Origin of the sequence: Acidihalobacter prosperus (assembly GCF_000754095.2) — a bacterium.
GTDB lineage: Bacteria > Pseudomonadota > Gammaproteobacteria > DSM-5130 > Acidihalobacteraceae > Acidihalobacter > Acidihalobacter prosperus.
The window spans coordinates 767,492-791,350 of sequence record NZ_JQSG02000006.1 but is presented as its reverse complement, the minus strand read 5'-3'; the positions used below and the strand labels follow the sequence as shown (position 1 = coordinate 791,350).

Genomic DNA, 23,859 nt, shown 5'->3' with positions numbered 1-23,859 from the left:
CCTCAGGCCTGGCGGCCGCGCGCAGCGGCGATACGCAGGCGCAGCGCGTTGAGCTTGATGAAGCCCGCCGCATCCTTCTGGTCGTAGGCGCCGGCGTCGTCCTCGAAGGTCGCGATGCTGGCGTCGAACAGGCTGTCGTCGGACTTGCGCCCGGCCACGCTGACGCCGCCCTTGTAGAGCTTGAGACGCACCACGCCGTTCACCGGCGTCTGCGAAGCGTCGATCATGGCCTGCAGCATGCGCCGCTCGGGGCTCCACCAGTAGCCGTTGTAGATCAGACTGGCGTAGCGCGGCATCAGCTCGTCCTTGAGGTGCGCGGCCTCGCGGTCCAGGGTGATGGACTCGATCGCGCGGTGCGCCTTCATCAGGATGGTGCCGCCGGGCGTTTCGTAGCAGCCACGCGACTTCATGCCGACATAGCGGTTCTCCACGATGTCGAGCCGGCCGATGCCGTTGGCGCCGCCAAGTTCGTTCAGTTTGGTCAGCACCGCCGCGGGACTCATGGCCTCGCCGTCGATGGCCACCACGTCGCCGCGCGCGAAGGTGAGTTCGACGTAGGTCGGCGCGTCCGGCGCCTGCTCGGGCGAGACGCTCCAACGCCACATGGATTCCTCGGCCTCGGCCCAGGGATCCTCCAGGATCCCGCCTTCGTAGGAGATGTGCAGCAGGTTGGCATCCATCGAGTACGGGGACTTGTGACCATGGCGCTCGATCGGAATGCCGTGCTGCTCGGCGTAGGCCAGCAGCCGCTCGCGCGAGGTGAGATCCCACTCGCGCCAGGGCGCGATCACCTGAATCCCCGGCTTGAGGGCATAGGCACCCAGCTCGAAGCGCACCTGATCGTTGCCCTTGCCGGTGGCGCCGTGGGAAACGGCATCGGCGCCGGTCTGGTTGGCGATCTCCACCAGGCGCTTGGCGATCAGCGGACGCGCGATGGAGGTGCCGAGCAGGTATTCGCCCTCGTAGATTGCATTGGCGCGGAACATGGGGAACACGAAGTCGCGCACGAACTCCTCGCGCAGATCCTCGATGTAGATCTCCTTGACGCCCAGCTTCTGCGCCTTGGCGCGCGCCGGCTCGACCTCCTCGCCCTGCCCCAGGTCGGCGGTGAAGGTCACCACCTCGCAGCCGTAGGTCTCCTGCAGCCACTTGAGGATCACCGAGGTATCGAGGCCGCCCGAATAGGCGAGCACGACCTTGTTCACGTCAGCCATGATGCTCCGCTCCGTTGAGTGTGCGCTTCCCGCCGCCGGCGGGAGACGAAGCGGCCATTATAGCAGCGCTCCGCCTAGCGGATCAGCAATACGCTGACACGGCGATTGAGTGCGCGCCCGCGCGCGGTGCGGTTGGCGGCGAGCGGGCGATATTCGCCCTGCGAAGCGATCCTGATCGGCTGGGTAACGCCCTGCGACTTGAGATAGTGCGCCACGGCCTCCGCGCGACGCATGCCCAATCCGTAATTGGCGAAGGCGGTGCCGACGTTGTCGGTATTGCCGATGGTGCGGACAATCTGCACCTGCCCCCCGAACAGTCGCAGATACTCGGCCAGACGCGTCAGACGTCGCTTTACCCTGGCATCCAGATGGGCGCTTCCGCTGGCGAAATGCACTTCCGTCTTCTCGAAATCGGCAAAGCGCGCGGGCTTGAGTCCGGCGGCACACTTCTGCAACCGGCCCAGCGCCTCGGCGAAACGCAGCGAGGACACCTCGGCTCGAATCCGCGCCTGATCCCCGATGGTGTAGTCGAGCGTGGCGAAGTGGCCACGGCGCAGCGCGAGCATGACCGCCCGCGCGGGCGACTCGCCAAAGCGCACGAGATCACCGTCGCGCCCCCCGTCGCTGGCCAGATCGGCATGACCGACCGCCTGGCCCGGCTGCCAGGGCGCGGCCCGCACCTTCAGACTCATCGCCTGTCCCTGGTACAGCCCCTTGCGCACCAGGATTTCGAAGGACAGCTGGCCGTCGCCGCGCTGGATCAGGCTGACCCGCCCGAAATCCGGGATCGCCTGCTCCAGCCGACACTCGAACGGACCGCTCCGCAACGTCCAGCGCACGTCGCTCATCGGGGCCGAGAAAGCCAGCAGTGGCGCGGCGTGGATGCTGGCGGCCGCCAGCATCCACCAAGCGGCCAGCGCGGCGCGCGTCAGGACATGCATGCGTATTCAACTCCGGTTTCAGCCTTCCAGAATATCGGCTGCGGCGCGGCGACCTTTAACGCCTTGCCGTGCGAACGCACGCCACCGATACCGGTCGAACCCAGGGGCCGATAGCGCCGCCAATGGCCCGGCAACCTCACCCAGCCGGCAAAAAAATGGCAAAATGTGACGCCGTCAAGGCAATCAGACGTCCGGCTGACGGACGCCCCGACCCTTACGTCGGATGAACTACTACACAAGCGAGGCCACGCAACATGTCCAACGCTGCAAGAACACTGCAAGACGCTGCACCCGGAGTCGAACTCACCGCGGACCAGCTGACTGGCCTCGGCCGGATCGGCGATACCGCCAACCAGGTCACCGACCTCCTCAAGATGTCCCAGACCGTGCTCGAGGATCTGCGCGATGGCATCGACGTCGATGCCATCGCCGACCGGATCGGTCCCGAAATGGAAGCACTGATCCAGACCCTGGGCGAAGTGATGCGCGTGCTCGGGATCGATTCCGTGCAGAGCCTGCACGAGAAGGTGCACAACGGGGTCCAGACCCTGGAAGAATCGCGCGCCATCGAAGCCGCGCCGGAACTGATCGCGCTGGTCGGCAGCCTGCACGAAAGCGGTCTGCTCAAACTGCTGCCGCCCATCCTGACGCAGCTACGCGGACTCACCGGCAGCATCGATGCCGAGCGACTGGGCGAGCGCCTCGCCGGCCTCAACGCGTCCCTCGCGTACTGGGCGGATACCGCCCGCGAAGGTCTGCGCATCGCCGGCGACCAGCTAGGCGAGCTCGACGTCCCCGCCCAGCTCGCCAAGCTCGAGGATCTGGCCGACCAATGGTGGCACATCGCCCTGCGCGCCAAACGGCTGGCGCAGGGCGACGCCGAAACCCTTGGCGACCGCGTCGAATGGCTGGTCGGACATGCGGAGCGCCTCAGCGGCCAGATCGGCCCGGTCGTCGGCGCCCTCGCCGAGCTCGCGCCCGAGGCGCTCAAGTCCGTCGACTTTTCCACCGTCGCCGCCAAGATTACCAACGGCGCCGTCGAGTGGATCGAGATCGGCATGCAGGCCCACGCCCTGGTCAAGGGCGACAGCGAGTCACTGGCGGCACGCGTGCGCGCAATGCTCGAAGGTGCGCGCGAGGCCGGCCTGGACCAGATGATCCCGGACCTCATGGGCATGCTGGGCACCGTCAACCGCACCGGCCTGCTGCGCAAGCTGAACATGCTGCTGACCACGCTCGAGCCGCATATCCCCGCCGACGCGGAGCTCAAGCGCTGGCTGGAACAGGGCACCACTCTCGCACAGCGTTATCAGCCGCAAATCGCCGGCGCGCTGCCCGCGCTCGACGGTGCACTCAAGGCCATGGAGGGCACGGAAAAGAAAGGCGGCGGCCTGTTCGGGCTGCTCGGCATCGTGTTCTCGCGCAAGACCCAATACGTCCTGCGCTTCGCGATCGAATTCGCCTATCGTTTCCTGCGCGGCAACAAGTAAACCGACGCGGGCTCGCCGACAGCGGCGAGCCCGCGCACGGCGCCTACGCCGATGCCGGCACACCAGCGGACAAGCGCCGTCGCCGCGTGATTAGAAACTCGAATGAAGACAAGTACCAAGCGTCATGCAGGGTGGGCATATCTGTGATATTAATGCCCTTGCCAAAGCAATAAGAACGCCGAACGACGACAAAGGTAATGGCATGACGATACGTAAACTCGCCCGGCTGCTGCTCGCCTTCGCGCTGGCGGCGCCCGCCTTCGCACGCGCCGCCGAACCGCTGATCCTCACCGCGCCGCCTCGCGAAACACGGGCTGCCGCCGAAAAGCTTTACGGCCCGCTGGCCAAGGAACTGACGCAGTTGGTTGGCCAGCCGGTGGTTTACCGCTACCCTGGCCTCTACATGGGCGACTGGGGCACCTATAGCCACCGCATGCAAAAGGGCGAATTCACCTTCGTATTCGACGGCCCGCAGTTCGTCTCCTGGCGCATGAAGTATCTGCATGACATCCCGCTGGTCAGCCTGCCCGGGCATCTTGGCTACGTCGTCGCAACCGACAACGTCCAGGTCAAGTCGATCCGGGATCTCATCGGCAGCCACGTCTGCGGGCTGGACTCGCCCAACCTGCTGACGCTGAGCTTCATGAGCCAGTTCAGCGACCCGCTGCAGCAGCCGATCCTGGTCGCCATCGACAGCGGTGGCTTCCCCGCCATCTATCGCGCCCAGCTCGCCGGCAAGTGCGACACCGCGATCTACCGCGATTCCTACTACATGCACCACCTCAGCGACGTGCAGCGTTCGAAACTGCGGGTGGTTTACAGCTCGACCGGCAAGCTGCCCAACCAGAGCCTGACCGTCAGCCCCAGCGTGCCGCCGGCGGTTCGCGCGCGCATCGTCGCGGCGCTGACCACGACGGAAGGGGCCAAACCGGCCGAGCGCATATTCAAGCGTTTCGCCAAGGGCGCGAGCCACTTCGTACCCGCGGTTCCGGCCGCTTTCGACAACGTATACAAACTGCTGACGCCGCTGGGCTGGGTTTCCGGCTGGGTCCCCAAACCGGACCCCAAGGCCGCCCCGTGACCGTCCGATAGCGGAGCCAGCCGATGGCTGCGTCGCCTACGCGGCCAGATCCGCCCGGCTTGACAACATACGTCCAGAACCGCGAACGGCATCCCGCGGCGACCCATCAAGCCTCATAACGCCCGAGATCGACGTCGCGCATGGCGGTCGACGGCTCGTCAAGGGCGACCGCGTGGACGGCACCGATGGCGGAGTCCGCTCGCACCTGGATCCACTGGCCGTCTGCGCACGAGCTTCGCTCCTAGAACGTCAACCTTGGCGACCTCGGCGCAGCAGCCCTCCCGGGCTGACGAGCAGCACCGACCTCTCGTGCTCCGTACCCGGAACATCAGCGGCCTTGCGACCAGGCCGACCTTGCCGCCGACGGCGTCGCGACCGCCTCCTATGAGATGAGCGTGACGCGGGAAGGTTCACGCGCGACCAGCCAGCCCGCGCGCACCGTGAACGCCCTGTACCCGCCGCTGCGCGCTGACCGGCGGGTACCCGCGTACGTCAGTCAGCGCCGCTTGGGGATATACAGATCCGTGATCGTGCCTTCGTATGCCTCGGCGGCGAAGTTCAGGGTCTCGGACAGCGTCGGGTGCGGATGCACCGCGAGCGCCAGATCCCCGGCCTCGGCATCCATCTCCAGCGCCAGCACCGCTTCGGCGATCAGCTCGCCGGCGTTGGGGCCGACGATGCCGGCGCCGAGCACGCGATGGGTGTCGGGATCGAACAGCACCTTGGTCAGGCCCTCGTCGCGCCCCAGCGACAGCGAGCGCCCGCTCGCCGCCCAGGGAAAAGCGCCCTTCTCGTAGGCAATGCCCTGCGCCTTGGCCTCGGTCTCGGTCAGCCCCATCCAGGCGACCTCAGGATCGGTGTAGGCCACCGACGGAATGGTGCGGGCGTCGAAGTGCGCCTTCTGCCCGGCGATGACCTCGGCCGCGACCTTGCCCTCGTGCGTCGCCTTGTGCGCCAGCATCGGCTGGCCGACGATGTCGCCGATGGCGAAAATGTGCGGCACGTTGGTGCGCTGCTGGCTGTCGACCGCGATGAAACCGCGTTCGTCCACTGCCACACCGGCGGCCTCGGCGCCGATCAGCTTGCCGTTGGGCGCGCGCCCGACCGCCACCAGTACGCGGTCGAAGACGTCCTCGGCCGGCGCCTTGTCGCCCTTGAAGCGGCACAGCAAGCCTTTCTTGCCCGGCTCGACGGTGGTGACCTGAGTCTTGAGGAAAATGTTCTCGTAACGCGCCTTGATGCGCTTCTCAAGCGGCCGCACGATGTCGCGGTCGGCGCCGGGAATGAGGCCGTCGGCCAGTTCGACCACGGTGACCTTGGCGCCCAGCGCATGGTAGACGGTGGCCATTTCCAGGCCGATGATCCCGCCGCCGATGACCAGCAGGCGCTTGGGCACTTCCTGCAATTCCAGCGCGTCGGTGGAATCCATCACGCGCGGATCGTCCCAGGGCACGAAAGGCAGCTTGGCGACGCGCGAACCGGCGGCGATGATCGCCTGCTGGAAGCGGATCAGCTGGCTGCCCTCGGCGGTTTCCACGGCCAGTGTGTGCGGCGAGGTGAAGCGGCCCTCGCCGTGCACGATCCGCACCTTGCGCTGCTTGGCCAGCTGCGCGAGGCCGCCGGTGAGCTTGCCGATGATGCCGTCCTTGTAGGCGCGGATGGCGTCGAGATCGATCTTCGGCTTGCCGAAGCTCACGCCGTGCTCGGCAAACTCCGCCGCCTCGTTGATCACCTGCGCGGTATGCAGCAGCGCCTTGGAGGGGATGCAGCCGACGTTCAGACACACGCCGCCGATCACCGCATGGCGCTCGACCAGCACCACCTTCTTGCCGAGGTCCGCGGCGCGGAACGCGGCGGTGTAGCCGCCGGGGCCGGAGCCGAGCACCAGCACCTCGGTCTCGATGTCGGCGTCGCTGGTCTCGACCGCGGGCGCGGCCGTGGGAACCGAGGCTGGCTTGGCCGACGCCTGGCCGACGGGAGCCGGCGCTTCGGCCGCCGCCGATTCGAGCGTGAGGATCGGCGAGCCCTGCGCAATGCGGTCGCCGACCTCGACCAGCAGCTCCTTCACCGTGCCGCCCAGCGGCGCGGGGATTTCCATGCTCGCCTTGTCGGATTCCAAGGTGATCAGCGAAGCCTCGGCTTCCACCGTATCGCCGGGCGCGACCAGCACCTCGATCACCTCGACGTCCTTGAAATCGCCGATATCGGGGAGCGTGACGGTAGTGATATCTGCCATGTGATGACTCCGACAACTAATTACGGATTGCTGTGACCCGCTCTGGCGCGTGCGAGAGAAGGAGATGACGCCCTATCATGCCGCATGAGTAGAGTCACGACAGTCTGCTGCTAGAGCAGCATGCGCCGCGTATCCGACAGCAGCTTGCTCAGGAAGGTGGTGAATCGCGCGCCCAGCGCGCCGTCGATGACGCGGTGGTCGTAGGACAGCGACAGCGGCAGCATCAGGCGCGGCACGAACTCGCCATCCTCGTAGACCGGCTGCCAACGCGCACGCGACACGCCCAGGATGGCGACCTCGGGTGCGTTGACGATGGGCGTGAACGCCGTACCGCCGAGCCCGCCCAAGCTGGAGATGGAAAAGCAGCCGCCTTGCATGTCCGAGGGTTTGAGCTTCTTCTCGCGGGCACGCACCGACACCTCTCCAAGCTCGCGGGCCAGGTCGATCAGGCTCTTGCGGTCGACATCGCGGATCACCGGTACGACCAGGCCGTCGGCGGTGTCCACCGCGATGCCGATGTGAAAGTATTTCTTGAGAATCAGGTTTTCCTGCGTCGGGTCGAGCGAGGCGTTGAAGCGCGGGAATTCGCGCAGCGCGGACACCACCGCCTTCATCAGGAAGGCGAGCAGGGTGAGCTTGACGCCCTTGGCGGCGTACTCCTCGACCATCTGCTTGCGGAAGGATTCGAGATCGGTCACGTCCGCCTCGTCGAACTGGGTGACGTGCGGCACGGTGACCCAGTTGCGGTGCAGGTTCTGCCCGGTCAGCTTGTTGATCTTGGTCAGTGCCTGGGTCTCGACCTCGCCGAACTGGGAGAAATCGATCTCTGGCATGGCGGCAACCCCAAGACCTGAACCGCCGCGTGCCTGGCTCAGCGCACGTTTGACATAATTTTGCACGTCCTCGCGCAGGATGCGGCCCTTGGGTCCGCCGCCACTCACCTCGCCGAGATCGACGCCCAGTTCACGCGCGAAGCGGCGTACCGACGGACTGGCGTGGGCCTTGCGGAAGCGCTGCTCGTTGAGATGCGCTGTCGGCGAAGGCTTCGTCGCGACAGGTCCCGGCGGCGCGGCCTTGGCTTCGGCAGCGGCGGGCGTCGGCGGTGAGGCCTCGGCCGATGCCGATGCCGATGCCGATGCCGATGCGGCTTGCGCGGCGGGCATCGGCGTGGCGGCAGCAGGCTCCAGCACCAGGATCGGCGAACCCTCGGCGACGTGATCGCCCACCTTGACCTTGACCTCGCGCACCACGCCACCCTCCGGCGCGGGGATCTCCATGCTCGCCTTGTCCGACTCCAGGGTGACCAGCGAGCTTTCCGGCGCGATCGTATCGCCCGGATTGACCAGCACCTCGATCACTTCTACGGATTTGAAGTCCCCGATATCGGGGACGCGAATTTCCTTCAGTTCTGCCATGCGCTTGCTCCCGGGCTCGTCAGGCGGTCGTCGGATGCGGCTTGGACGGATCGACGCCATAACGTTCTATGGCGCGGCCGACCTCGGCGGCTTCGATCCTGCCTTCGTCCGCCAACGCCTTGAGCGCCGCAATCGCGACGTGGTAGCGGTCGACCTCGAAGTATTTGCGCAGCTGCGCGCGCGTGTCGCTGCGGCCGAAACCGTCGGTACCCAGCACCACGTAGCGGCCGGGCACCCAGGCGCGGATCTGGTCGGCGTACTGCTTGACGTAGTCGGTGGCGGCGATGAAGGGTCCGCTTCGATCCTTGAAGCAGCGAGCCACATGGGATTCGCGCGCCTCTGCTTCGGGATGCAGGCGGTTCCAGCGCTCCGCGGCATCGGCTTCGCGGAACAGCTCGTTGAAGCTGGGGGCGCTCCAGATATCGGCGGCGACGCCGAAATCCTGCTCCAGCAGATCCGCCGCGGCGATGACCTCGCGCAGGATGGTGCCGGAACCGAGCAGCTGCACCTTTTTCTTCTTGCGGCCGCCCTGACGGAACAGATACAGGCCCTTGACGATATCGTCCTCGGCGCCCTTCGGCATGGCCGGATGGTGGTAGTTCTCGTTCATCACGGTGATGTAGTAGAAGACGTTCTCCTGCTTCTCGTACATGCGCCGCATGCCGTCCTGAACGATCACCGCCAGCTCGTAGGCAAAGGTCGGATCGTAGCTGACGCAGTTGGGGATGAAACCGGCCATCACATGGCTATGGCCGTCCTGATGCTGCAAGCCCTCGCCCGCCAGCGTGGTGCGCCCGGCGGTCGCGCCCATCAGGAAGCCGCGCGCCTGCATGTCGCCGGCGGCCCAGATGAAGTCGCCCACGCGCTGGAAGCCGAACATCGAGTAGAAAGCGAAGAAAGGCACTGTGTTGACGCCGTGATTGCTATACGCCGTTGCAGCGGCAATCCAGGAGGCGATGGCGCCGGCCTCGTTGAGGCCTTCTTCAATAATCTGGCCAGTCTTGTCCTCCTTGTAGAACATGATCTGGTCCTTATCCTCCGGCGTGTAGAGCTGGCCGACGGAGGAATAGATACCGAGCTGCCGGAACATGCCCTCCATGCCGAAGGTGCGCGCCTCGTCCGGAATGATCGGCACCACGTTCTTGCCGATCTTCTTGTCGCGGGTCAATACCGTGAGCAGGCGCACAAAGGCCATCGTGGTCGAAAGCTCGCGGTCACCGCTGTCTTCCAGCAAGGAAGCGAAGGCATCGAGACCCGGCACCTGCAACGGCGCCGCCAGCGGCTTGCGTACCGGCAGATAGCCGCCGAGCGCTTCGCGACGCTCGCGCAGATAGCTCATTTCCGGGCTGTCTTCGGCAGGGCGATAGTACTTACAGTTGACCACGTCCTCGTCGGAAAGCGGGATGTCGAAGCGGTCGCGGAAGGCGAGCAGTTCTTCATCATGCAGCTTCTTCTGCTGGTGGGTGCGGTTCTGCCCCTGCCCGGCGCGACCCATGCCGTAACCCTTGACGGTATGCGCCAGAATCACCGTCGGCTGGCCGGCGTGTTTGCTCGCGGCCGCATAGGCCGCATAGACCTTGTACGGATCGTGGCCGCCGCGGTTCAGGCGCCAGATGTCCTCGTCGGACATGGTGGCCACCATCGCCTTGAGTTCGGGGTACTTGCCGAAGAAGTGCTCGCGCACATAAGCGCCGTCCTTCGACTTGTAGTTCTGATACTCGCCGTCGACGGCCTCCATCATGCGGCGCTGCAGCAGGCCGTCGTGGTCGCGCGCGAACAACGGATCCCAGTAGCGCCCCCAGAGCACCTTGATCGCGTTCCAGCCGGCGCCGCGGAACAACGCCTCGAATTCCTGCACCACCTTGCCGTTGCCGCGCACGGGGCCGTCCAGACGCTGCAGATTGCAATTGATCACGAAGATCAGATTGTCGAGCTTCTCGCGCGCGGCCAGCGAGATGCCCGCCATGCTCTCCGGCTCGTCCATCTCACCGTCGCCGATGAAGCACCACACCTTGCGGTCCCGCGTATCGGCCAGGCCGCGGTCGCTCAGATACTTCATGAAACGGGCCTGATAGACGGCCTGCAATGGCCCGAGGCCCATGGACACAGTGGGGAACTGCCAGAAATCGGGCATCGACCAGGGGTGCGGATAGGATGGAATGCCTCGCCCGTCGACCTCCTGGCGGAAATTGTCGAGCTGTTCCTCGCTCAGACGTCCCTCCAGGAAGGCGCGCGCATAGTTGCCAGGCGAGGAGTGCCCCTGGAAATAGACCAGATCACCGCCGTGCTCGTGGCTCGGCGCACGCCAGAAGTGATTGAAGCCGACGTCATATAGCGTGGCGATGGAGGCGAAGCTCGCAATATGGCCGCCCAGTTCCGTGCTCTTGCGGTTGGCCTTCACCACCATGGCCAGCGCGTTCCAACGGATCAGCGAGCGAATGCGCCGCTCAATGGCTGGATCGCCGGGCAGGATCGCCTCGAGATGCGGCGGAATGGTGTTGACGTAGGCCGTGTTGGCGGAATAGGGCAGGAAGGCGCCCGAGCGGCGAGCCTTGTCGATCAGTTGTTCGAGCAGGTAGTGGGCACGTTCGACCCCTTCCTGCTCGATCACGGATTCCAGTGCATCGATCCACTCCTGGGTTTCGATGGCATCGGCGTCCTGCAACTGGACATGGGTATTCATGGCGGACCTCCAAGCTTGGCGCCGGACCCCCTGGAGTCCAGCGCAGGCGTGCACGCCCGACGTCCATGCGCCGGCCGTGCAAGGGAATACGGGTACCTTCAAGAAGCGGCGCCATCATCATGTTTTTTACGGGGGTGGTCAAGAACCCGCCCACGGGCCTAGCATGCAACCGGCATGATAAACAACGATTTCCCCGCGCCATCCAGCTAGGGTAAGCTGCCCGCATGCCCTATGCCACGAACTTGTCTGAAATGAGCGAATACGTCCCGATCGGCCAGCGTTTTCGCGGCTTCCTGCCGGTGGTCGTCGATGTCGAAACCGGCGGCTTCAACGCCCAGACGGACGCCCTGCTGCAGATTGCCGCGATTACCCTACGCATGAACGACGCAGGCCACCTGCATCGCGACCAGACCATCAGCCGGCACGTCGTTCCCTTCGATGGCGCCAACCTGGAGCCCGCCTCGCTGGAAGTCAACGGCATCGACCCCTGGCACCCGCTGAGACTGGCGGTACCCGAAAAGGAAGCCTTGAGCGACGTCTTCAAGGAAGTTCGCCGCGCAGTCGGCGAAAACGAATGCACCCGCGCCATCCTGGTCGGGCACAACGCGGCCTTCGACCTCGGTTTCATCAATGCGGCGGTGGCGCGCACGGGCATCAAGCGCAACCCCTTCCACCCCTTCAGCAATTTCGATACGGTCACGCTGGCGGCCATGGCCTACGGCCAGACGGTGCTGGCGCGCGCCGCGCGCGCCGCCGGGCTAGAATGGAATACCGCGCAGGCACACAGCGCCACCTACGATGCGGAAATGACGGCGGACCTGTTTTGCGGCATTCTCAACCGCTGGCAACGCTGCCAGGGCAGCGTGTCGGACTGAAAGCCCGAACGCATCGCGGCCCGGCGAGGGCGATGCGCACCCGGGTGCGATAATCATTTATTATCACCGGTCGTCCACGGAGTGCCTGTCGGGGGAGGAACAGCATTGCCACCGGAACTCAGCCTGATCGTCGTCGACGATATGCGCTTTTCGCGCGTGGTGCTCGAACAGAGCCTGCGCAAGATCGGCTACGAAGACATCCGACTCGCCACCAGCGGGGCGGAAGCGCTCGAAATGGCCCGGGAACGCCGAGCCGACGTGCTGCTCGCCGACTGGGTCATGCCGGAGATGAACGGGCTTGATCTACTCGATGAAATCCGCCGCCTGGATGAGCGCCGACACTGGTACACCGCCGTGCTACTGTTCACCGCCAAGGGCGAAACCGAAGCCCTGCTGGAAGCCTTCCGGCGTGGCGTCGACGATTATCTGGTCAAACCGCCCGAACCGAGTGAGCTCGCCGCCCGTATCTACGGCGCGGGGCGCATCGCATCACTGCACAACGCCCTGCTGCAAACCAGCGATGCGGTTCAGGCCGCCAACCGCGAGTTGATCGCCGCCAACCAGATCGACACCCTGACCGGCCTGGGCAACCGCCGTTACCTGGAACAACGCCTGGAGGCCATGCTGAGGGTGGCCCAAGCCCGCCAGAGCGGCGTCTGCGTCGCCCTGGTGGCCATCGATCATTTCAAGCGGATCAACGAACGCTACAGCTACGACATCGGCGACGAAATGCTCAACAACGTCGCCCTGCGCCTGCGCAACGCGGTGCGTCCGACCGACGTGATCACTCGCCACGACGTGGACACCTTCGCCATTGCGATGGCCTACCAGGAGCCGAGCCTGCCTCGCCCCGACATGTTCGGCCGGCTGGTCGAAACCGTCGGCGTGCGCGCGTACCACAGCGACATGGGCGACATCGGAATCACCGTATCGGTCGGCGCCCACTGCCATCACGCTGGCCAGACGGTCGAGTCTCTGAGCGACTTCATCGGCGCCGCGGAAGAAAACCTGGCAGCCGCCAAGCGCGGCGGGCGCAACCGCTTCGTCTATCGATGAAGCCGCCGCGCCGCGTGTTCAGGCTGCGCCGCTGCGACGCGCGATGGCGGCCTTGACCGCCTTTTCCAGCTCGCCGTTCTGATACATCTCGAGCGTGATGTCGCAACCGCCCACCAGCTCGCCATCGATATACAGCTGCGGAAAGGTCGGCCAGTCGGCATAACGCGGCAGGTTCTCGAACACCTCGGGATCGGCCAGCACGTTCACGTAGGCGAAATCCTCGCCGCAGCGTTTGAGCGCCTCGGCCGCACGGCTGGAGAACCCGCACATGGGAAACTGCGGCGTGCCCTTCATGAACAACACCACCGGGTGATTCTTGACCTGCTGATCAATACGTTCCATGACGTCCATGCGTCACCTCGTCTATCTGGGTTGGAGTGCGGAAAGAAATTTCCGTGGCCGCGCCAGTCTACCGCGTTACCCCGGAAAATTAAGCCCGCAGTCCGCGCGGTTATGCGCGGCGCGCTTCAGTACACCGCGCCATCCAGGTGCCGCTGCAACCACAACTCGAGCAGCGCCAGATGCCAGAGCTTGTTGCCGCGAATGGCGGTGAAGCTGCCCTCGCCCTCCGGATCGGCCAGCAGCGCATCGACGTATTCCGGCCGGAACAGCCCGCGTTCGCGGCTCGTGCGCGAATTGACGATATCGGCCATGAAATCGTAGGCCTCGCCCCGCACGTACTTCAGCGCCGGCACCGGGAAATAGCCCTTGGGGCGATCGATCACGGCATCCGGTATGCGTCCGCGGGCGATTTGCTTGAGCACATACTTGCCACCGTCGCGCAGCTTGAGGTCCGGCGGCATGCTGGCGGCCAGTTCGACCAGCTCGTGATCGAGGAAGGGCACGCGTGCCTCCAGCCCCCAGGCCATGGTCATATTGTCCACTCGCTTGACCGGGTCGTCGACGATCAGCGTGGTGACGTCGAACCGCAGCACCTGATCGATGAATTCATCGGCATCCGCCTCGGCCAGACGCGCCGCAACGAAGGCAGAGGTGACGTCGTCCGTGGCGTAGGCCGGCATCACCGTGCGCAGATATTCGGCATGATCGCGATCGAAGTAACGCGGGCGGAAGCGCTCGATCGGCTCACCCTGCGCCGCGGCCATCTGCGGGTACCAGAAATAACCGCCGAAGACCTCGTCCGCACCCTGGCCGGACTGCACGGCCTTGACGTGTCGCGACACCTGGCCGGACAGCAGGTAAAACGCCACGGCGTCCTGAGCCACCATCGGCTCGGACATCTGATCGACCGCCTCGGGCAGCCGCGTCAGCACCTCGCTGTTGGGGATCTCGAACTTGTGATGCTCGGTGGCGTAGCGGGCCGCGACCGGATCCGAATACTCGAACTCGCTGCCCTTCTCCTCCGGCTGGTCCTCGAACCCCACGGTAAAGGTCTTGAGACCCGACGCGCCGGACTCGGCCAGCAGCGCGACCAGGAGACTGGAATCGAGCCCGCCTGACAGCAGTACGCCCACGGGTACGTCGGCAATGCGCATGCGGCGCTCGACCGCCGTGCGCAAGGCGGCGTGTATGGCTTCGACCCAGTCCTGCTCGCTGCGCGGCGCGGCCGGGCGCTGCGCCGACAGATGCCAGTAGGCACGCAACTGCTGACGTCCGTCGGGACCGATGCTCAGCGTGTGTGCGGGCGGCAGCTTGCGCACCCCCTTGAGCAGGGTGCGCGGCGCCGGCACCACGGCGTGCAGACTCATGTGGTGATGCAGCGCGATCGGATCGATCGCGCTGTCGACGCCACCGCCCGCAAGCAATGCCTGGACGTTGGAAGCGAAGCGGAACCCGTCGCGCGTCTCACCGTAATACAGCGGCTTGATGCCGAGGCGGTCGCGAGCCAGGAACAGGCGCTGCTCACGCACGTCCCAGATGGCGAAGGCGAACATGCCGATCAAGCGCTCGACGCAGCGCTCGCCCCATTCGGCATAGGCCTTGAGGATCACTTCGGTGTCCCCGCTGGAACGGAAACGGTGGCCCCGGCCGATCAGCTCGTTGCGCAATGCGGGGTAATTGTAGATGGTGCCGTTGAAGACGATAGTCGAACCCGTCGCCTCGTCGGTCATCGGCTGGTCGGCGGCAGCCGAGAGATCGATGATCGCAAGGCGGCGATGGCCCAGCAGCACGGGGCCCTGGCGGTAATGGCCCTCGTGATCCGGCCCACGCCGGCGCAGCCGGTCGAGCATGCGCTGCATGACGGACGACTCGGGCGGCCTGCCCCCAAAACCCAGTTCACCGGCGATCCCACACATAGCGTCCTCATCGGCTGTTCGAAGGCGGGGCATTATTGCATGTCCGACCGGCCTGGCCTATGTTAGGCAACCTCATCCCCATCGTCGGGCCGGGCGACGTGCCTGCCCACGCGAAAACCCCCGACAACCCAAAGGAGAAACCGCATGGCCTTCGAACTGCCGCCCCTTCCCTATGCCAAGGACGCACTGGCCCCCCACATTTCGGCCGAGACGCTCGAGTTCCATCACGACAAGCACCACGCCACCTACGTCGCCAACCTCAACAAGCTCGTGCCCGGCACCGATTTCGAGAACGCCAGCCTCGAAGACATCATTCGCAAGGCGCCTGCCGGCGGCATCTTCAACAACGCCGCCCAGGTGTGGAACCACACCTTCTATTTCAACGGCATGTCGCCCAAGGGCGGCGAACCCGAGGGCGCGCTGGCCGAGGCCATTACTCAGGCCTTCGGCAGCCTGGCGGAACTCAAGGAAAAATTCAGCCAGTCCGCCGCCACCAACTTCGGTTCCGGTTGGACCTGGCTGGTGAAAAATTCCGCCGGCGGTCTCGAAATCGTCAACACCGGCAATGCAGCCAACCCGCTGCGCGACGGCCTGACCCCGCTGCTGACCGTGGACGTCTGGGAACACGCCTATTACATCGACTACCGCAATGCCCGCCCGAAATACCTGGAGGGTTGGTGGAGTCTGGTCAACTGGTCCTTCGTCGCGGAAAACTTCGGCGCCTGATCCAACCGCCCCTGCCCGGCCACACGCCGGGCAGGGGCTTTTATTTCGGCGGCGGGTGCTTAATAATCGGCCTGACCGGCAGCCCGAGCGCTGCCGTTTTCGTTTATGGCGGCCAATACCATGAGTGACTCATTGATGCACACCTATGCGCGGCTCCCTGTCAGCTTCGTACGCGGCGAAGGCGCCTGGTTGTACGACGACAAGGGCGACGCGTATCTGGACGCCCTCTCGGGCATCGCGGTCTGCGGTCTCGGCCACGCGCATCCCGCGGTCGCCGCCGCGCTGGCGGAACAGGCCGCCTGCCTGCTGCATACCTCGAATCTCTACCATATTCCCCTGCAGGAACGCCTCGGCGACCGCCTGTGCGCGCTCGCGCGCATGGACCGGGTGTTTTTCGGCAATTCGGGGGCCGAGGCCAACGAAGCGGCGATCAAGCTCGCGCGCCTGCACGGTCACCAGCGCGGCATCGATCTACCCGAAATCGTGGTCATGGAAAACAGCTTCCACGGGCGCACGCTCGCAACGCTTTCGGCCACCGGCAACCGCAAGGTGCAGGCCGGCTTCGAACCGCTGGTGCGCGGTTTCGTGCGCGCCCCCTATGGCGACATCGAGGCGCTGCGCACCATCGCGGCCAATCGCCCCAACGTGGTGGCGATACTGGTCGAACCCATTCAAGGCGAAGGCGGCATCCGCATACCGCCGGACGACTATCTGCCCGACCTGCGCGCGCTGTGCGACGAATTCGGCTGGCTGTTGATGCTCGACGAAATCCAGACCGGCATGGGCCGCGCCGGCCGCTGGTTCGCGCATCAGCTCAGCGGCATACGCCCGGACGTCATGACCCTCGCCAAGGCGCTGGGCAACGGCGTGCCGATCGGCGCCTGCCTCGCCCGCGGGCAGGCGGCGGATGTGCTCGGCCCCGGCAATCACGGCTCGACTTTCGGCGGCAACCCGCTGGCCTGCCGCGCAGCCGGCGCCGTGATCGACACGATCGAATCCAACGGACTGGTCGAGCGCGCCGCATCCCTGGGCACGCGGCTGCTCGAAGCCCTGCGTCAACGACTGCAGGGCCGCGACGGCGTCGTCGAGGTGCGCGGCAAGGGATTGCTGATCGGCATTGAACTCGATCGCCCCTGCGGCGCCCTCCAGCAGCAGGCACTGGACCTGCGGCTGCTGATCAACGTCACCGCCGGCAACGTGATACGGCTGCTGCCGCCGCTGGTCACCGACGATGCCCAGGCGGACCTCCTGATCGAAACCCTCGGCCGGCTGATCGAGGACTTCCTCGCCCAGCCCCTGGAGGCACAGCAGGCATGAAGCGTCGCCACTTCCTGACCCTGGACGACCTCAGCCCGACGGAGCTGCAGCGCCTGATCGCCCGCGCCAGCGAGCTCAAGGCGATCCAGCGCCGCGGCGACCGCCACACGCCGCTGCAGGGCAAAACCCTTGGCATGATCTTCGAGAAGGCCTCGACGCGCACCCGCGTCTCCTTCGAGGTGGGCATGGCGCAGCTCGGCGGTCACGCCCTGTTCCTGTCGCCCCGCGACACCCAACTCGGCCGTGGCGAACCGATCGAGGATACGGCGCGCGTACTCTCGCGCATGGTCGACGTCGTGATGATCCGCACCTTCGCCCACGAAACCCTGGAGCGCTTCGCCGCACACTCCCGAGTGCCGGTCATCAACGGTCTCAGCGACGACGTGCACCCCTGCCAGCTGCTCGCCGACCTGCAGACATTTCAGGAACACCGAGGCAGTATTCAGGGGCGCACTGTGGCCTGGATCGGCGACGGCAACAACATGTGCCACTCCTGGATCAATGCCGCACGCCTGCTCGATTTCCAGTTGCGCGTAGCCTGCCCGCCCGGCTACGAGCCGGCCAAGCGCTTCGTGGACGCCGCGGACGGGCATGTCGATATCCTGCACGACGCGCACGCGTCCGCCACGGGCGCCGACCTGCTGGTGACCGACGTCTGGGCCAGCATGGGTCAGGAAGAGGAGCAGGCACGGCGCGCCGCGGCGTTCGCCGCCTTCCAGATCGACGACCAGGTGATGGCGCAGGCCAGCCCCGATGCCCTGTTCATGCACTGCCTGCCCGCGCATCGCGGCGAAGAAGTCGCCGCAGCGGTGATCGACGGTCCGCACAGCGTGGTCTGGGACGAGGCAGAAAACCGCCTCCATGCGCAAAAGGCACTGCTGGAGTTCCTGCTCGAAGTCTCTCTGAGGGGATGACCACCCAAGGGCCGCGGGTGCGCATCCTCCTCGGCTCGGTCATCGCCCTGGGCCCCGGCAAGGCCGACCTGCTCGAGGCGATCGAGGCCACCGGCTCCATCTCCGCCGCCGCGCGCCGCATGTCGATGTCCTACCGACGCGCCTGGGTGTTGATGGACACCATGAACCGGAGCTTCCGCGCGCCTCTGGTCGATACCGCTACCGGCGGAAGCGGCGGAGGCGGCGCCAATCTGACCCCGCTCGGCCGTGAAATTCTGCGGCGCTACCGCACCATGGAGCGCAGAGCCATGGCAGCAGTCGCGGACGATATCGCGTACATCGAAGCCCGCCTCGCCCATCCCGCCGACCCCGAATAGCCCCCCCTTCTCCGTCTGCATGGGATGACCATCGCTGTATCCGATGATATATTTCGCACCCCATGTATCCGAACGGATATAACGCCTCGTTCACCTTGGAGACCGCATGCGCCTCCCGCTCATCGTATTGCCACTCGCGCTACTGTTGGCCGCCGCGTCGGCCCACGCCGCACCGAAACTGACCGTCGCCTACGCCGGCTCGATGGGCGTGGTCATGGATCGGCATATCAGTCCGGCCTTCGAACACGCGCGCGAAGCCCAGGTGCGCGGGATCGGACAGGGCGCGTGGGCGCTGGCACGGCTGATCGCGGCAGGCCGCCTGCGACCCGATGTCTTCGTTTCGGTCACGCCCGGTCCGATGCGCCTGTTGATCGAAAAGGGGCTGGTCCGGCGCGCGATCCCGGTCGCCAGTACGCAAATGGCCATCGCCTACAGCCCGAAATCGCGTTTCGCAGCCGCCTTCGCCCGTGCGGCAAAGGGCGACATCCCGTGGTACCAGGTGCTCGAAAGCCCTGGTCTACGCCTCGGACGCACCGACCCGGCAACCGACCCGCAGGGTCGGAATGTGATCCTCAGCTTCCAGCTCGCGGCGCGCTACTATCACCGCCCGGCGCTCGTGCAGCGCATCCTGGGACCGCTGCGCAATCCACGCCAGATATTCACGGAGGCTTCATTGCTCAGCCGTTTGGAATCGGGACAGATCGACGCCGTGGTCGGCTACCTTAGCGCGATGCGCTCGCACCACCTCCCCTACATATCGCTCCCCGACCAGATCAATCTGGGCGAACCGGCCTATCAGCATGACGGGTACGATCGCGCGGGCTTTCGCATCGACACCGGCGGCAAGTCCGTCGAGGTCAAGCCACAGCCACTGGTCTTCTATGCCGCCGTACTCGACAAGGCCCGGCACCCGGACCTGGCCCGCGCGTTCGTGAATTTCCTGCGCTCCCGACCGGCACAGGCCCTGTTCCGCGAGACCGGCTACAGCCCGCCGAGCGGCAAGCCGCTTTCGTGACGCCACCGCGATCGCTTCTCGCCGTCAGCGGCGCGCTCGGGCTGGCCTGGTTGACGTTGCCGCTCGCCGGCCTGGTGCAGGCCACCCAGTGGACTCATTTCGGGCTGGAGTCCGGTGATCTCGAAGCGATCCGGGTGTCGCTCGGCTACACCTCCGCCGCGCTCGCCATCATCGTCGCATTCGGCACGCCGGTCGCGTATTGGCTCGCACGCGGCAGGTTTCGCGGCAAATGGCTGGCCGAGCTGCTGCTCCTCATGCCTCTACTGACGCCGCCGCTGGCCATGGGCATCTTGCTCAGTGCCCTATACGGACCCTACGGCTGGGCCGGCGAACCGCTTGAGCATCTGGGCATCGAGCTCACCAATACGGCCTACGCCTTCGTGCTTGCCCAGGTTTACAGCGCCGCACCGTACTATATCGTCGCTGCCCGCGCGGCCTTCGAGGCCGTGCCCGGCGAACTCGAACAGGTCGCCCTCACGCTCGGCAAAACGCGCTGGCAATGCTTCGTGACCGTCACCCTGCCGCTGGCCAGACTCGGCTTGGCGGCAGGCGCTGCGCTGGCCTGGGTGCGCGCGCTCGGCGAGTTCGGCGTGGTACTGATCGTGGCCTATTTCCCGCAAGGCATCCCCGTAAAGCTGTGGGTCAACCTGCAGGACTATGGCCTGCCCGCGGTCTATCCGCTGCTATGGCTGTTCTTCCTCATCGCCATGCCGGTCCCGCTGCTGCTGGGCCTGCTCTCCCGACGGCACGGCACGGCACAGGCCTGATATGCGCCTCGACTACCGTATCGAAGCCCCGGTCGCCCTCGATGTTTCACTGGAGCTGACGGGTTTCTGTGTCCTGCTCGGGCTTAGCGGCGCTGGCAAAAGCACGTTGCTCAAGGCCGTCGCGGGCCTGCTGCCGGGCCAGGGCATGCCCTACGGTGGCCTGCCGCCGGAACGGCGGCCGGTCGGCTATCTGCCGCAGGGTTACGCGCTGTTCCCACACCTGCGGGTATGGGAAAACGTCGCCTTCGCACGGCGCGGCTCGCGGGCTGAGCGGCGTGCCGCGGCCCTGGCGCTGCTCGAACGTGTGCAGCTGGCCGATCTGGCCGAACGGTGGCCGAGCGCCCTTTCCGGCGGCCAACAGCAGCGCGTGGCCCTGGCCAGGGCGCTGGCCAGGGATCCCGAGCTACTGCTGCTGGACGAACCCACCTCGGCGCTGGATGCGAGTACGCGCGACCAGGTGCTCGGCGAACTGATCGAACTGATCGACGCCCAGGAAATACCGACGCTGGCGGTCACACACGACCCGCAGGTGGCCGCGCTGGCGGATCGCATGGCGATCCTGTCGCGCGGTCGCATTGTCCAGCAGGGGATACCGCACGAGGTCTTCGGCGCGCCGTCCAGCGTCGCGGCGGCGCGTCTGGTGGGTTACGCCAATCTGTTCGAAGGCCACGTACTGCGACGCGGCGCCGAGGTCGTCGAGGTGGGCGTCGGGCACCGGCATCTGAGCTGCCTGATCGAGTCCGAGGCGCCGATGTCGGTACGCGTGATGCTGGCCCTGCGTGCCGACGCTATCGATGTAACGGAAAACGGAGACCGGAACGCTGCGCCGGACCGGCAGTACCTGAATGCCCGCATCCTGCGCGCTCGCAACGACGGTCTCGGGTTGCGCCTGTATTGCGACGCCGATATGGACGCGCCGCTGGAGATACGCCTGGCGCACAAGACCCGCTGGCATGCGAGCCTGCGCGCGGGCGATTCCGTGGTGCTGAATTTCCCATACGCTGCGTTGCGGCTCCTGCCGGCAGATTGAAGCGGGGCGCCCTACTTGGCGGCCGGCGTAGGCGCCACCTCGCCCAGCATGGTCGGGAACGCGGACTTGCCTGGCGCGCCCTTGATCACTTCGGCCTTGCCATGCTTGTTGAGAAACACGATGGGCGGCACCACTTCCATGCCGGTCTTGGTCAGCAGCGCCTTGTTCACCTCCAGCTCACGCCGTGTCTTGGCGCTCATCCTCGCCAGCGGCTTGAGACCGCCGAGTTTCCCGCGCTCGCGCACGAAACGGTGCTCGTTTTCCTTGAGCGCGGCATTGCGGTCATGCGCCTCCAGCATGGCTGCCGCCTTGCCGGGACTCGTGGGCGTCAAGATCGCCACCGGCACCCAGCGGAACTGGTAGTGCTTGAGATAGGCCTGGGAATCCACATAAACCAGATGGCAATAGGGGCAATTGGGATCGAAAATCACGTAGATGATGCGATCGCCGTGTCCCTCCGCGATCCAGTGCGAGTCTGCCGCCTCGCGGAGCAGAGCAGGCTCGCTCGGTGTGGCCGCCTGCGCCAGCCCCATGCAGGCCAGCCACAGATACAGCGCCATCGACAGGACGCGCGGGAACGAGGAGCGCGATACTTCACGATTCACGACGATTCTCCAGAAAACCCGGCCGGCATGACCGGCAAAACGGCAAGCGGCGATGCCATGAGGACATCGCCGCATCCTCCGCTGCGCCGGCGGCTACCCGCGGCGCAGCGGTACTGCGGACCGCGTCCGCCCTTAGAGCCCGTACTCCTTCGGGAAGGCAATGCCGGGATTGTCCTTGACCCCGACGAGACGCGGCACGTCGACCTTGTCCACGCGCACATGCTTCTGCTTGCGCAGCCAGTCGGCGAACACGTCCCACACCGGCTTGCCCTCGACCGGACGCGACACGGCGGCCCAGCCGGCCACCTTGTATTTCTTCTTCATCGAGATCGGCTTGCCGCCCACATGCAATTCCTTGATGCGGTGACCGATCTTCTTGTTCGGGTCCATCACGTACTGGATGTTGCCGACGCGGATCATGTCGCCGCCCTGCTGGTAGTAGGGATCCTTGTTGAACAGGTTGTCGCCGACGTCTTCCATGATCATCTTGATGGTTTCGCCGGTGTACTCGTTGATCGTCACCTGCGGATAGGTGATCGCAGTCTGGCCCATCACGTCGTCGAAGGTGATGGTCTCGCCCGGCAGCTTGGCGTAGCCCCAGCGGAACCCCGGCGAGAACGCCGCCTCGGCATCCATTTCCTCCATCAGCGCCTGCACCAGCAGTTGATCGAAGGTGCCGTTGAAGTTGTCGCGGCGATACAGCAGGCTTTCAGTCACGGCGAGCGGCTCGGAAAGCTTCTTCTCGTAGGGCGCGCGCACCTTCTGGATGTAGGCCGCCATTTCCTCGTCCGGCTTGATCATGTTGGAGAACACCGGCATGTAGTGGAAACGGTAACCCTTGAGGCGCCCCTTGCCGACGTCAAGATCGAACCGGGCCAGGATCTTGCCGTTGGTCGAGGTGTTGATGACCAGGGTATTGCCGATCTTGACCGGGCGTGGCCCCATGATGTCGTGGGTATGCCCACCCAGGATGATGTCGATACCCTTGACGTTGGCGGCCATCTTCATGTCGACGTCGGCGCCATTGTGCGACAGCAGCACGACGAGGTCGGCCGCATGCTTGTGGCGGCATTCGTCGACCATCTTCTGCATGTGATCCTGCTTGATGCCGAAGGTCCAGTCCGGAATCATGTAGCGCGGATTGGCAATCGGCGTATACGGGAAGGCCTGGCCGATGATCGCGATCTTGCGCCCGCTGACCTCGCGGATCGTGTACGGCTTGAAGACCAGATCGCCCCAGGTGCTGTCGTTGACATTCTGCGCCAGGAATTCGGCCTTGAGGTGCTTTTCGACCAGCTCCTTGACGCGCGCCTGGCCATAGGTGAATTCCCAGTGGCCGACCATGGCGTCGACGCCCATGATGTTCTGGGCGCCCACCATGTCCGCGCCCTTGGTCCACAACGAGGTCGCCGACCCCTGCCAGGTATCGCCGGCGTCGAGCAACAGGGTGCGATCCTTGCGCTCCTCGCGATAGCGCTTGATCAGGCTGGTCAAATGGGCGAATCCGCCCATCTTGCCGTATTTCTGGGCCAGCTCGGTGTAATCCAGGCAATCGAAGGCATAGGCGTCCTGGGTGCCGGCCATCTCATGGTAGAACTTGAGGAAGTGCTCGCCCGTCAGATGCGGCGGACGACCGATCGCCGAGCCGACGCCGATATTGGTATCGGGCTCGCGCCAGTACACCGGATTGAGCTGCGCGTGGCTGTCCGTGAAATGCAGCAGCGTCACATTGCCGTAATCCGGGATTTCATAGAAATCCTCGGCGCTCTTGCCCGCGGCCTGCGCGAAGCGGGGGCTCAGGAAACCGGCGATGCCCGCCACGGCCATCATCTGCATGAACTCTCGGCGCGATATACTCATGGGGTTGCGACCCTCCTCAC

Annotated in this window: 20 protein-coding genes; 11 read left to right on the top strand and 9 right to left on the bottom strand. The window is 65.5% G+C overall.

Annotated elements, in window-relative coordinates:
• Nucleotides 1-2 precede the first annotated feature (2 nt).
• Both THPRO_RS14450 and THPRO_RS14445 read right to left on the bottom strand, forming a co-directional pair.
• Entirely contained in the window at nucleotides 3-1,214 is a 1,212-nt protein-coding gene (locus THPRO_RS14450; protein WP_065089794.1) for an argininosuccinate synthase, read from the bottom strand.
• 74 nt (nucleotides 1,215-1,288) lie between these two features.
• Entirely contained in the window at nucleotides 1,289-2,155 is an 867-nt protein-coding gene (locus THPRO_RS14445; RefSeq protein WP_038092873.1) for an OmpA family protein, read from the bottom strand.
• Between the two features lie 254 nt (nucleotides 2,156-2,409).
• Between THPRO_RS14445 and THPRO_RS14440 the strand changes: the two genes are divergently transcribed.
• Nucleotides 2,410-3,645: a hypothetical protein gene (locus THPRO_RS14440; protein ID WP_038092870.1), complete on the top strand. Its 1,236-nt coding sequence runs from the start codon at nucleotides 2,410-2,412 to the stop codon at nucleotides 3,643-3,645.
• 202 nt (nucleotides 3,646-3,847) lie between these two features.
• Nucleotides 3,848-4,726 (top strand): phosphate/phosphite/phosphonate ABC transporter substrate-binding protein, encoded by an 879-nt coding sequence (locus THPRO_RS14435; protein ID WP_038092868.1) that lies wholly within the window; start codon nucleotides 3,848-3,850, stop codon nucleotides 4,724-4,726.
• Nucleotides 4,727-5,222: 496 nt separating this feature from the next.
• Here THPRO_RS14435 and lpdA read toward each other — a convergent pair whose 3' ends face one another.
• From lpdA to aceE, 3 genes are all read right to left on the bottom strand, one after another.
• The gene (gene lpdA / locus THPRO_RS14430; RefSeq protein ID WP_065089793.1) at nucleotides 5,223-6,962 is read right to left on the bottom strand and encodes a dihydrolipoyl dehydrogenase; all 1,740 of its coding nucleotides are present in this window, start codon (nucleotides 6,960-6,962) and stop codon (nucleotides 5,223-5,225) included.
• Nucleotides 6,963-7,072: 110 nt separating this feature from the next.
• Nucleotides 7,073-8,437 (bottom strand): dihydrolipoyllysine-residue acetyltransferase, encoded by a 1,365-nt coding sequence (gene aceF, locus THPRO_RS14425; protein ID WP_269085377.1) that lies wholly within the window; start codon nucleotides 8,435-8,437, stop codon nucleotides 7,073-7,075.
• A complete protein-coding gene (gene aceE, locus THPRO_RS14420) occupies nucleotides 8,397-11,060 on the bottom strand; it encodes a pyruvate dehydrogenase (acetyl-transferring), homodimeric type (protein WP_038092863.1) in 2,664 nt (887 codons plus the stop codon). Before aceE ends, aceF begins: the two co-directional genes overlap by 41 nt.
• A 251-nt stretch (nucleotides 11,061-11,311) precedes the next feature.
• Between aceE and rnt the strand changes: the two genes are divergently transcribed.
• Nucleotides 11,312-11,935: a ribonuclease T gene (gene rnt / locus THPRO_RS14415; RefSeq protein ID WP_038092860.1), complete on the top strand. Its 624-nt coding sequence runs from the start codon at nucleotides 11,312-11,314 to the stop codon at nucleotides 11,933-11,935.
• A 105-nt stretch (nucleotides 11,936-12,040) separates the two neighbouring features.
• Nucleotides 12,041-12,991 carry a diguanylate cyclase gene (locus THPRO_RS14410; protein WP_082954673.1) on the top strand — a complete coding sequence of 317 codons (951 nt, stop codon included), beginning with the start codon at nucleotides 12,041-12,043 and terminating at the stop codon, nucleotides 12,989-12,991.
• An 18-nt stretch (nucleotides 12,992-13,009) separates the two neighbouring features.
• Here THPRO_RS14410 and grxD read toward each other — a convergent pair whose 3' ends face one another.
• A complete protein-coding gene (gene grxD, locus THPRO_RS14405; protein WP_038092857.1) occupies nucleotides 13,010-13,342 on the bottom strand; it encodes a Grx4 family monothiol glutaredoxin in 333 nt (110 codons plus the stop codon).
• Between the two features lie 116 nt (nucleotides 13,343-13,458).
• The gene (locus THPRO_RS14400) at nucleotides 13,459-15,249 is read right to left on the bottom strand and encodes an N-acetylglutaminylglutamine amidotransferase (RefSeq protein ID WP_038092854.1); all 1,791 of its coding nucleotides are present in this window, start codon (nucleotides 15,247-15,249) and stop codon (nucleotides 13,459-13,461) included.
• A 144-nt stretch (nucleotides 15,250-15,393) separates the two neighbouring features.
• On the opposite strand from THPRO_RS14400, the gene THPRO_RS14395 reads away from it, so the two are divergent.
• From THPRO_RS14395 to THPRO_RS14365, 7 genes are all read left to right on the top strand, one after another.
• Nucleotides 15,394-15,975, top strand: a complete 582-nt coding sequence (locus THPRO_RS14395; RefSeq protein ID WP_038092852.1) for a superoxide dismutase — start codon at nucleotides 15,394-15,396, stop codon at nucleotides 15,973-15,975.
• Between the two features lie 120 nt (nucleotides 15,976-16,095).
• Entirely contained in the window at nucleotides 16,096-17,292 is a 1,197-nt protein-coding gene (locus THPRO_RS14390) for an aspartate aminotransferase family protein (protein ID WP_038092955.1), read from the top strand.
• Nucleotides 17,289-18,206, top strand: coding sequence for an ornithine carbamoyltransferase (gene argF, locus THPRO_RS14385; RefSeq protein WP_038092849.1), 918 nt, complete (start codon nucleotides 17,289-17,291; stop codon nucleotides 18,204-18,206). The genes THPRO_RS14390 and argF overlap by 4 nt, the downstream gene beginning before the upstream one ends.
• On the top strand, nucleotides 18,203-18,562 hold the full coding sequence (locus tag THPRO_RS14380) for a winged helix-turn-helix domain-containing protein (protein WP_038092846.1): 360 nt from the start codon (nucleotides 18,203-18,205) through the stop codon (nucleotides 18,560-18,562). Before argF ends, THPRO_RS14380 begins: the two co-directional genes overlap by 4 nt.
• Before the next feature lie 106 nt (nucleotides 18,563-18,668).
• On the top strand, nucleotides 18,669-19,577 hold the full coding sequence (locus THPRO_RS14375; protein ID WP_038092845.1) for an extracellular solute-binding protein: 909 nt from the start codon (nucleotides 18,669-18,671) through the stop codon (nucleotides 19,575-19,577).
• Nucleotides 19,574-20,344 (top strand): ABC transporter permease subunit, encoded by a 771-nt coding sequence (locus THPRO_RS14370; RefSeq protein WP_038092843.1) that lies wholly within the window; start codon nucleotides 19,574-19,576, stop codon nucleotides 20,342-20,344. The genes THPRO_RS14375 and THPRO_RS14370 overlap by 4 nt, the downstream gene beginning before the upstream one ends.
• Before the next feature lies 1 nt (nucleotide 20,345).
• Complete coding sequence (locus THPRO_RS14365; protein ID WP_052064629.1) at nucleotides 20,346-21,374, top strand: ABC transporter ATP-binding protein; 1,029 nt, start codon at nucleotides 20,346-20,348, stop codon at nucleotides 21,372-21,374.
• Between the two features lie 11 nt (nucleotides 21,375-21,385).
• Here THPRO_RS14365 and THPRO_RS14360 read toward each other — a convergent pair whose 3' ends face one another.
• Together THPRO_RS14360 and soxB are read right to left on the bottom strand one after the other, a co-directional pair.
• Nucleotides 21,386-21,979, bottom strand: a complete 594-nt coding sequence (locus tag THPRO_RS14360) for a thioredoxin fold domain-containing protein (RefSeq protein ID WP_161489997.1) — start codon at nucleotides 21,977-21,979, stop codon at nucleotides 21,386-21,388.
• Nucleotides 21,980-22,111: 132 nt separating this feature from the next.
• The gene (soxB, locus tag THPRO_RS14355; RefSeq protein ID WP_038092841.1) at nucleotides 22,112-23,839 is read right to left on the bottom strand and encodes a thiosulfohydrolase SoxB; all 1,728 of its coding nucleotides are present in this window, start codon (nucleotides 23,837-23,839) and stop codon (nucleotides 22,112-22,114) included.
• Nucleotides 23,840-23,859 lie beyond the last annotated feature (20 nt).